This window comes from Streptomyces sp. NPDC030820, assembly GCF_055572075.1.
On the sequence record NZ_JBVIEB010000008.1, the window covers coordinates 131,070 to 140,334 of the forward strand.

7 protein-coding genes are annotated in these 9,265 nt (G+C 70.5%); 1 reads left to right on the forward strand and 6 read right to left on the reverse strand.

Going from position 1 to position 9,265, the window contains the following annotated elements:
- Positions 1 to 92: 92 nt before the first annotated feature.
- From ACZ418_RS22935 to ACZ418_RS22960, 6 genes are all read right to left on the reverse strand, one after another.
- The gene (locus ACZ418_RS22935) at positions 93 to 932 is read right to left on the reverse strand and encodes a shikimate dehydrogenase (RefSeq protein ID WP_468365788.1); all 840 of its coding nucleotides are present in this window, start codon (positions 930 to 932) and stop codon (positions 93 to 95) included.
- Entirely contained in the window at positions 913 to 2,580 is a 1,668-nt protein-coding gene (gene mltG, locus ACZ418_RS22940; protein WP_468365791.1) for an endolytic transglycosylase MltG, read from the reverse strand. Before mltG ends, ACZ418_RS22935 begins: the two co-directional genes overlap by 20 nt.
- 123 nt (positions 2,581 to 2,703) lie before the next feature.
- Complete coding sequence (gene ruvX, locus ACZ418_RS22945; RefSeq protein WP_023552096.1) at positions 2,704 to 3,168, reverse strand: Holliday junction resolvase RuvX; 465 nt, start codon at positions 3,166 to 3,168, stop codon at positions 2,704 to 2,706.
- Between the two features lie 25 nt (positions 3,169 to 3,193).
- Positions 3,194 to 5,866: an alanine--tRNA ligase gene (gene alaS, locus ACZ418_RS22950; RefSeq protein WP_468365794.1), complete on the reverse strand. Its 2,673-nt coding sequence runs from the start codon at positions 5,864 to 5,866 to the stop codon at positions 3,194 to 3,196.
- Positions 5,866 to 6,225, reverse strand: a complete 360-nt coding sequence (locus ACZ418_RS22955) for a hypothetical protein (RefSeq protein ID WP_468365796.1) — start codon at positions 6,223 to 6,225, stop codon at positions 5,866 to 5,868. Before ACZ418_RS22955 ends, alaS begins: the two co-directional genes overlap by 1 nt.
- Before the next feature lie 16 nt (positions 6,226 to 6,241).
- On the reverse strand, positions 6,242 to 6,676 hold the full coding sequence (locus tag ACZ418_RS22960) for a DUF948 domain-containing protein (RefSeq protein ID WP_209438828.1): 435 nt from the start codon (positions 6,674 to 6,676) through the stop codon (positions 6,242 to 6,244).
- Positions 6,677 to 6,829: 153 nt separating this feature from the next.
- Here ACZ418_RS22960 and ACZ418_RS22965 point away from each other — a divergent pair, with 153 nt between their 5' ends.
- Positions 6,830 to 9,019, forward strand: a complete 2,190-nt coding sequence (locus ACZ418_RS22965; protein WP_468365799.1) for an ATP-binding protein — start codon at positions 6,830 to 6,832, stop codon at positions 9,017 to 9,019.
- The last annotated feature ends 246 nt before the right edge of the window (positions 9,020 to 9,265 follow it).

A 9,265-nucleotide genomic window follows, 5' to 3' on the forward strand; every position in this document is an offset into this window, starting at 1 on the left:
GGGTGCGCGACCCCGGCCCGCCACCTCCGATCCTCCCACGCCCGGGGCCGGAATCCGGCCGCCGGTCCATAAGGCGGACGTGATCGAATCGATCAGCGGGCGGCGAGCGCCTTCTCACCGGCGCGGCGCATGGCCTCCAGGGGCGCCGGGGAGCGGCCGGTCATCTGCTCGACCTGGAGGACGGCCTGGTGGACCAGCAGGTCGAGGCCGCTGACCACGGCGCCTCCGAACATGGACCAGCGGGCCGCCAGCTCGGTGGGCCAGGGGTCGTAGAGCACGTCGAAGAGGGTGGCCGGGCGCTCGGGTACGGCGGCGGCGAGGGCGTCGGTGGTACCGGCGGGCGTGGTGGCGATCACCAGCGGGGCGCGCAGCGCCTGCTCGGCGTCCGCCCAGTCCGCCGTACGCACCTCCACGTCGAGCCGTTCGCCCCACTGACGCATCTCGGCGGCGCGGGCCTCGCTGCGGACGTAGGCGACGACCTCGCCGGTGCAGATCCGGGCCAGGGCGGCGAGGGCGGAGGAAGCGGTGGCGCCGGCGCCGAGGATCGCGGCGGAGTCGACCTGCTCGATGCCGTGCTCGCGCAGCGCGGCCACCATGCCCGGGATGTCCGTGTTGTCGCCGAGGCGGCGACCGTCCTCGGTGAGGACGACCGTGTTGACCGCGTCCACGGAGGCGGCCGTCTCGCTGATCTCGTCCAGCAGCGGGATGACCGCCCGCTTCAGCGGCATGGTCAGCGACAGCCCTGCCCACTCGGGCCCGAGCTTCTCGAAGAAGCCGGGCAGACCGGCCTCGTCCACCTCGAAGCGGTCGTACGACCAGTCGGTGAGACCGAGTTCGTCGTACGCGGCCCGGTGCAGCACCGGGGAGAGCGAGTGGGCGATGGGCTTACCGAGCACGGCGGCGCGGCGGGCGTCAGTTGCCCGAGTTGGCATTGAACTTGTCCTTGAGGCGCTGGAATTCGGCGAGGGTCTTGGCGAATTCGGTGTTGTTCACTCCGTCGGTCGCCACGAAATAGATCCAGCCGTCGTGAGTCGGATCCAGTGCCGCGTTCAGCGCGTCCTCGCCGGGGTTGCCGATCGGGCCGGGCGGGAGTCCCTTGTGGGTGTAGGTGTTGTACGGGCTGTGGTTGCCGTTGATCTCTTTGAGAGAGATGTGGATGTTGCTGGTTCCCCTGATGTAGTTGTAGGTCGAGTCGAACTGCAGGTACTGGTTCGTCTCGGTGTTGGTGGGCTTGAGGCGGTTGTAGACCACCTCCGCCATCTTGCGGAAGTCGTCCTGTGTCTTGCCCTCGGCCTGCACCAGGCTCGCGACCGTGACCAGCTCGAACGCGTTGTTCAGGCCCAGTGCCCGGGCCTTCGCGGTGAGACCGTGGGCGTCGTACTTGGACTTGGCCTGCGCGACCATCTCCTTGAGGATGCTGTCCGGCTTCATGCCCTTGGCGGCCGGATAGGTCCCCGGGAAGAGGAAGCCCTCCAGCGGGTCCTTGATCTCGCCGGCGTACTGCGTGTTCTGTGCCCAGCTCGGCAGGCCGAAGCTCTTGTATTCCTTCTGGGCGACACTCTGGGTGGTTCCGTCGGCGAGTTGGAGTTTCTTGTCGATCATGGCGTAGACGCGCGCGTTGCGCTCGCCCGGGGTCACGATGACATTGTTCTGGCTCTTCGGGTCCAGCATCATTTTCACGGCGCTGGCGGCGGACATCTCCTTCTTCAGGAGATACGCGCCGGCCTGGATGGTGCCACCGCCCGGGACGCTGCTCTGCGCGTGCACGAACGCCTCGGCGCTCTTGACGACCCCGGCCTGCTTCAGGCGGTTGCCGATGTCCCAGCCGCCTGCCCCCTTGGGAATCTCGACCACCACGGTCTGGCCGGTGCCGTCGCCCGTGTAGTCGGGCGCCGGGGCGAAACGATTTTGGTAGAACTGGTAGCCGTAGTAACCCGCCGTGGCGACGCCGCCACCGAAGACCAGGACGACGACCATGCAGGCACAGCCGTTGCGTCGCTTCTGACCCTTCTTGCCGGGTTTCTTCCCCTTGCCGCGCCGGTCGCTGCGGCTCTGGAGCTCGTGCTCCTCGTCGTCGTCATCGTCGCCGCCCGTGAAGAAGGGGTGCTCCTCCTCGTCGGGGGTGTCCTCGGGCTCGGGTTCCGGCTCGGGGCGCCTGCGGCCCGGGGGCTGCGGTGGCGGGTACGCGTCCTCGGTGCCGTAGAAGTCGGGCTGCTGCCCGCCGTAGGCATGGGGCTGCTGGCCGTAGGGGTCGCCGGGGTCGGTGGGGTACGGCACCTGGCCATGGCCGCCGGCCGCGTCCCAACCGCCCTGGTGCTGGTACTGCTGCGGAGGGTGGCCGACGTACTGCTGGTGGCCCTGTTCGTCGTAGTACGGGTACTGCTCGTGGCCGTACCCGTGCTGGGGCTGCTGGCTCCAGTCGCCGTACTGCGGCTGCTGCGGGTAGTACTGCTGCGGCTGGCCGCCGTAGGCAGGCTGCTGGCCGCTGTGGGCCTGCTGCCCTTCCCATCCGCCGTCCCCGTACAACGGGTCCTGCGGATGCCACGGTTCGGGGCCTGGGCCCCGGCCATACTCAGTCATCGATCCCCTAGAGCCGCGAGGCCGACCGGTCACGCGGCCGGTGGGCCCGCTTCCGTTCCGCCTCTTGCTGTGTCCCGGCTGTTCGAACACCGGCACATCGCGCGGAACGTTACCGTATCGCGATCAGATGACCACTTCGACGCCCTCGCCGGGTGCTTTGCCTGACACGCGTTCGGATTCGAGGGCCTGCTGGAGGATGATGACGGCGGCCGCCTGGTCGATGACCGCGCGGCCCTTCTTGGATTTCACGCCCGAGGCGCGCAGCCCCTGACTGGCCGTCACGGTCGTCATCCGCTCGTCCACCAGCCGGACCGGCACCGGCTTGATGCCCTTGGCCAGCTCCTGGGCGAAGGCGCGGACCTTGACGGCGGCCGGACCCTCGCCCCCCTTGAGGGAGCGAGGGAGTCCGACGACGACCTCGATCGGCTCGTACTCCTCCACCAGTTGACGCAACCGGCGGTGGGCGGCGGGGATGTCCCGGCCGGGGACGGTCTCCACCGGTGTGGCGAGGATCCCATCGGGGTCGCACGAGGCGACCCCGATCCGGGCGTCCCCGACGTCGATCGAGAGTCGACGTCCTCTGCGCATTTCCGACCGTTTCCTTACTTCGCCGTCACTTGGCGGTGTCGGCGACGAGCCGCTCGACGGCGTCGACGGCCTCACCGACAGCGGCCGGGTTCTGGCCGCCGCCCTGGGCCACGTCCGGCTTGCCGCCACCGCCGCCGCCGAGGGTCTTGGCGGCGGTGCGGACCAGGTCACCGGCCTTGAGGCCACGCTCGCGGGCGGCCTCGTTGGTGGCGATGACCGTGAGCGGCTTGCCGTTGTTGACCGTGAACAGGGCGACCACGGCGGCACGTCCGCCCTGGATGCGGCCACGCACGTCGAGGACCAGCTTGCGCAGGTCGTCCGGCGTGGTGCCGTCCGGGACCTGACCGGTGACGACGGCCACGCCGCGCACGTCCTTGGCGGACTCGGCGAGACCGGCGGCGGCCTGCAGCACCTTCTCGGCGCGGAACTTCTCGATCTCCTTCTCGGCGTCCTTCAGCTTGCCGAGCATCGAGGAGACCTTCTCGGGCAGCTCCTCCGGGCGGCCCTTGAGCAGCTCGGTCAGCTGGTTGACGACCGTGTGCTCACGGGCGAGGAAGGTGTAGGCGTCCACGCCGACCAGAGCCTCGATACGACGGACACCCGAGCCGATGGACGACTCGCCGAGCAGCTTCACCAGGCCCAGCTGGGCGGTGTTGTGCACATGCGTGCCGCCGCACAGCTCCTTGGAGAAGTCGCCGATGGTCACCACGCGGACCCGATCGCCGTACTTCTCACCGAACTCGGCGATGGCACCCTGCTTCTTGGCCTCGTCGATGCCCATGATCTCGGCGTGCACGTCGAGGTCGCGGGCGAGCACCTCGTTGATCTTCTGCTCGACGTCGGTCATCACGGCCGTCGGCACCGCGGACGGGGAGCCGAAGTCGAAGCGGAAGCGGCCGGGCTGGTTCTCGGAACCGGCCTGGGCGGCCGTGGGGCCGAGGGCGTCGCGCAGGGCCTGGTGGGTCAGGTGGGTGGCCGAGTGGGCGCGGGCGATGGCCTTGCGGCGGCGGTTGTCGATGGAGGCGTGGGCCTTGGCGCCGACGGTCACCTCGCCGACCTGCACGACACCCTTGTGGACGTAGACGCCCGGGACCGGCTTCTGGCAGTCGCGAACCTCGATGACGGCACCGGAGTCGACCTTGATGCGGCCGGTGTCGCCGATCTGGCCACCGCCCTCGGCGTAGAACGGGGTGCGGTCGAGGACGATCTCGACCTCGTCGCCCTCGGTGGCGGCCGGGGAGGAGACGCCGTCGACGAGGATGCCGACGATCGTGGTCTCGCCCTCGGTGTCGGTGTAGCCGATGAAGTCGGTGGCACCGGCGGAGTCGGCGATCTCGCGGTAGGCACCCATGTCGGCGTGGCCGGTCTTCTTGGCCTGGGCGTCGGCCTTGGCGCGCTCCCGCTGCTCCTTCATCAGGCGGCGGAAGCCCTCCTCGTCCACGGTGAGGCCCTGCTCGGCGGCCATCTCCAGGGTGAGGTCGATCGGGAAGCCCCAGGTGTCGTGGAGCAGGAAGGCCTTGTCGCCGGAGAGGACCTTGCCACCGGCCTGCTTGGTCTCGGTGACGGCGGTGTCGAGGATGTTGGTGCCGGCCTTCAGCGTCTTGAGGAAGGCGTTCTCCTCGGCGACGGCGACCTTCTCGATGCGCTCGCGGTCGGTGACCAGCTCGGGGTACTGCTGGCCCATCATCTGGATCACGGTGTCCAGGAGGTCCTTGACGACCGGACCGGTGGCGCCCAGCAGGCGCATGTTGCGGATGGCGCGGCGCATGATGCGGCGCAGGACGTAGCCGCGGCCCTCGTTGCCGGGGGTGACGCCGTCGCCGATGAGCATCGTGGCCGTACGCATGTGGTCGGTGACCACGCGCAGGGAGACGTCCGAGTGGTGGGCGTCGCCGTAGCGGACGCCGGTCAGCTCGGTGGCCTTGTCGATCACGGCCATGGAGGTGTCGATCTCGTACATGTTCTGCACGCCCTGCAGAATCATGGCGAGGCGCTCCAGGCCGAGGCCCGTGTCGATGTTCTTGCTCGGCAGCTCGCCGAGGATCTCGAAGTTGTCCTTGCCGGTGCCCTCGCCGCGCTCGTACTGCATGAAGACGAGGTTCCAGATCTCCACGTACCGCTCGTCGTTGACGGCGGGGCCGCCCTCGACGCCGAACTCGGGGCCGCGGTCGTAGTTGATCTCGGAGCAGGGGCCGCACGGGCCGGGCACGCCCATGGACCAGTAGTTCTCCTTCATGCCCAGGCGCTGGATGCGCTCCTTGGGCACGCCGACGACCTCGTGCCAGATGCGCTCGGCCTCGTCGTCGTCCAGGTAGACGGTGATCCACAGGCGCTCGGGATCGAGGCCGTAACCACCCTTGTCCTGGGGCGTGGTGAGCAGCTCCCAGGCGTACTTGATGGCGCCTTCCTTGAAGTAGTCGCCGAAGGAGAAGTTGCCGCACATCTGGAAGAACGTGCCGTGGCGGGTGGTCTTGCCGACCTCTTCGATGTCGGGCGTGCGCACGCACTTCTGCACGCTGGTGGCGCGCGGGAACGGCGGCTTGACCTCACCCAGGAAGTAGGGCTTGAAGGGCACCATGCCGGCGGGGACGAGGAGCAGAGTCGGGTCGTCCGCGATGAGCGACGCCGAAGGGACGACGGTGTGCCCGCGCTCCTCGAAGAAGCTCAGCCAGCGGCGGCGAATCTCGGCCGACTCCATCAGTGGTCCTCATTCCGGTTGTACGAGTACATCGGGGCTTCGATGTACTTCGGTGTGCTGCGGTTGTTGCTGTGGTCGTTCTCGATGGCGGTGTGGCGCCGGGGGGCGGGGAGTTCGGGGTTCTCGTGGATCCCCAGCGCCTCCTCCAGCTCGGCCTCCCGCTGGGCCATGTTGTCGCGGACGTCGAGCGCGAAGCCCACCGCGCGGTCCTTCAGGCGCTGACCGGTCTCCAGGGCCTTGTTCGCCGCGGTCGCGGCAAGGCTTTCCGGGGTCAGCTGCTTGAGCTTGCGGTTGACCTTGGTGGTCGCCCAGACACCGGCGGCGACACCGGTGGTGAACCAGAACGTACGGCGGAACATCGCTCGGTCTCAGTCCTTACTTCCGCTTGCGTCGTGCGGCAGGGACCGTGCGGCCCACGATCACGGTACGCCGGGGCGCCTTCGCGGGCACGTCCTCCTTGCGGCCGCCGAGTGCGCGGCGGACGCCGTAGCCGAAGGCCGCGACCTTGACCAGCGGGCCGCCGAAGGTGGAGGCGACCGTGGTCGACAGCGCGGAGGCGTTCGACGTGACCTCCTGGACGTCGGAGGCGATCGCGTCGACGCGGTCGATCTGGGTCTGCGCGGAGCGCACCGCCTGGGAGGCGTCGGCGAGCAGCGGGACGGCCTGGTCGGTCACGTCCGCCACCAGCTTGGTGGTCGCCTTGAGCGTCTGGGCCAGCCTCGCGAGAGCCACCGCGAGGAAGGAGACCAGGATCGCCCAGAAGACGGCCACCAGAATCCCGGCCACCTCTCCACCGGACACTGTGCGCACCCGCTCCCTGAAACGTGCCTCACCATCGAAAAAGTCGTGTCCGAGCCTATCGCGCCATGGCCTGGGCTCCGTACCGGATTACCGGGCGTCGGGGACGGAGTTTGCGGGAAGCGACTGTACGCATTGAACACGCTTCAGTACGCTCCGTGTCCCATGCGAGGTCCTCAGCGCCCAGATCCGTTCTCCGCCGGTGATCCGCCCCTGGAACTGACCACCTTCGTCGGCCGCCGGGCCGAACTCGCCGAGTTGACGGAGCTGCTCGGCGGGGCGCGGCTGGTGACCGTGACCGGGGTGGGCGGTGTCGGCAAGTCGCGGCTGGCCGCGCGTCTCGCCGCCGGATGGGCCGACGGGTCCGGGCGGGTGGAGCTGGCGCCGGTGCGCGATGCGCAGTTCGTGGAGTACGCGGTGGCGGAGGCGCTGGGGCTGACCGACCACACCGCCCGGCCGCCCCGGGAGACGCTGCTGGAGCATCTCGTCGGCCGTCCGGCGCTGCTGGTGCTGGACGGGTTCGAGCATCTGCTGGACGCCTGCGCCGAGTTGACGGCGGAGCTGCTGCGGAAGCTGCCTCGGCTGCGGGTGCTGGCCGTGGGCCGGCGTCCGCTGGGGCTGGCGGGCGAGCGGCTGTTCCCGCTGTCGCCGCTCGCCGAGGACGAGGCGGTGGTGCTGTTCACCGACCGGGCCCGGGAGCAGGGCCTGGAGGTGTCCGACGGCCCCGAGGTGCGCGAGCTGTGCCGGCGGCTGGAGGGGATCCCGCTGGCGCTGGAGCTGGCGGCCGGGCGGCTGCGGGCACTGTCCCCGGCGCAGCTGCTGCAGCGGCTGGACGACCGGTTCCGGCTGCTGACCGCGAGCGGCTGGGAGGGCGCCCCGCGTCCGGTCCCCGGCGGTCCTCCGTCCCGTCATCAGACGCTGCGCACGGCGATCGGCTGGAGCCATGAGCTGTGCACGCCCGCCGAGCGGCTGTTGTGGGCGCGGCTGTCGGTGTTCGCGCAGACCTTCGACCTGGAGGCGGCGGAGTACTTGTGCAGCGGGGACGGGCTGCCCGCCGAGGACGTCCTGGACGTGCTGTCGGAGCTGGTGGCCCAGTCGGTCGTGACCCGCGAGGAGACCCCGGCCGGCCCCCGCTACCTGATGCTGGACACGGTCCGGGCCTACGGCGCCCAGTGGCTGGAGGGGATCGGGGACGCGGGCCGGCTGCGCAGACGGCACCGGGACTGGTATCTGGGCCTGGCGACCTGGTGCGAGCTGGACTGGTTCTCGCCCCGGCAGGGCGAGGTCGCCGCGCGGGTGGAGGCGGAGCTGCCCAATCTGCGGGCGGCGCTGGACTTCTGTCTGACCGAACCGGAGGAGGCCCATCTCGGCCAGTACCTCGCGGGGTCGCTGTGGTTCTGCTGGGTCGGCTGCGGGCGGCTCGCGGAGGGCCGCCGCTGGCTGGCGCGCAGTGTGGAGCTGGAGTCGGAGTACGAGCGGTCGCGGCTGAAGGCACTGTGGGTGCTCGGCTATGTGGCGATCCTCCAGGGCGACACCGTGCCAGCGCTTGCGGCGCTGCGGGAGTGCCGGGAGCAGGCCGAGCGGGTCGCGGATCCGACGGCGGTGGCGTACGCCGAGCACCGCACCGGCTGTCTGGCCCTGGTCACCGATGACATGGCCCGTGCAGAAACGCTGCTGCGGTCGGCGCTGGACCGCTATCAGGAGATCGGCGAACTCAACAGCAACGTGCTGATGGGCCAGGTGGAGCTGGCGATGACGCGGGCCTTCCAGGGGGATCTGCCGGACGCGGTACGGCTGTGCGAGGACGTGCGCCGGGTGTGCGAGGACCACGGGGAGCGCTGGACCCGCTCTTACGCGCTGTACGTGCTGGCGTACGCGGCCTGGCTGGAGGGCGCGCCGGACAGGGCACGTGAACTGCTCACGGACTGCCTGGTCAATGCGCACGCCTTCCACGACCTGCTCGGTTCGGTGCTGTCGCTGGAGCTGCTGGCACTGGTGACGGCGGCCCAGGGCGAACCGGCCGAGGCGGCGCTGCTCCAGGGGGCGGCCGGCCGGATGTGGCCGTCCGTGGGGCTGCCGCTGTTCGGCTCGGCGTACTACAACGCGCCGCACGAGCAGTGCGAGGCGATCGCGCGGCAGTCGCTGGGGGACGCACGCTACGAGGACTGCGTAGCGGAAGGGGCCCGACTGGACCGCGCGACGGCGGTGGACCGGGCGCTGGGCCGGGGCCGGGTACGGCCGCTGTGCGCACTGCCGACTCCACGGGGCCCGGCGCCACAGTGCAGCGGGGCCGAACCCCGCCCTGAGGCCACCGAGCGCGCCCCCGACTCAACACGGGGCTCACGCGCCCCGTAGGGGGGTCGGGTCCGTGGGGGCGGCAGACCGTAGGGGCGGCGGGCCCATAGCGGCGGCAGACCGTATCGGCAGCGGCGGCAGACCGTGGGGGCGGCGGGCCGCAGCGACGGCGAGCCCGCAGCGGCGTCGGCCCCTAGGGGCGGCAGACGTGGGGGCGGCGGGCCGCAGCGACGGCGAGCCCGGCAGCGGCGTCGGGCCCGTAGCGGCAGCGAGCCGCAGCGGCGGTAGACCGTAGCAGCGGCAGGC

Excerpts from the sequence above, each read along its gene's own strand:
- ACZ418_RS22965 (WP_468365799.1), top strand. The coding sequence starts at position 6,830 with ATGCGAGGTCCTCAGCGCCCAGATCCGTTCTCCGCCGGTGATCCGCCC.
- alaS (WP_468365794.1), bottom strand. The coding sequence starts at position 5,866 with ATGGAGTCGGCCGAGATTCGCCGCCGCTGGCTGAGCTTCTTCGAGGAG.
- ruvX (WP_023552096.1), bottom strand. The coding sequence starts at position 3,168 with ATGCGCAGAGGACGTCGACTCTCGATCGACGTCGGGGACGCCCGGATC.
- ACZ418_RS22935 (WP_468365788.1), bottom strand. The coding sequence starts at position 932 with ATGCCAACTCGGGCAACTGACGCCCGCCGCGCCGCCGTGCTCGGTAAG.
- ACZ418_RS22955 (WP_468365796.1), bottom strand. The coding sequence starts at position 6,225 with ATGTTCCGCCGTACGTTCTGGTTCACCACCGGTGTCGCCGCCGGTGTC.
- mltG (WP_468365791.1), bottom strand. The coding sequence starts at position 2,580 with ATGACTGAGTATGGCCGGGGCCCAGGCCCCGAACCGTGGCATCCGCAG.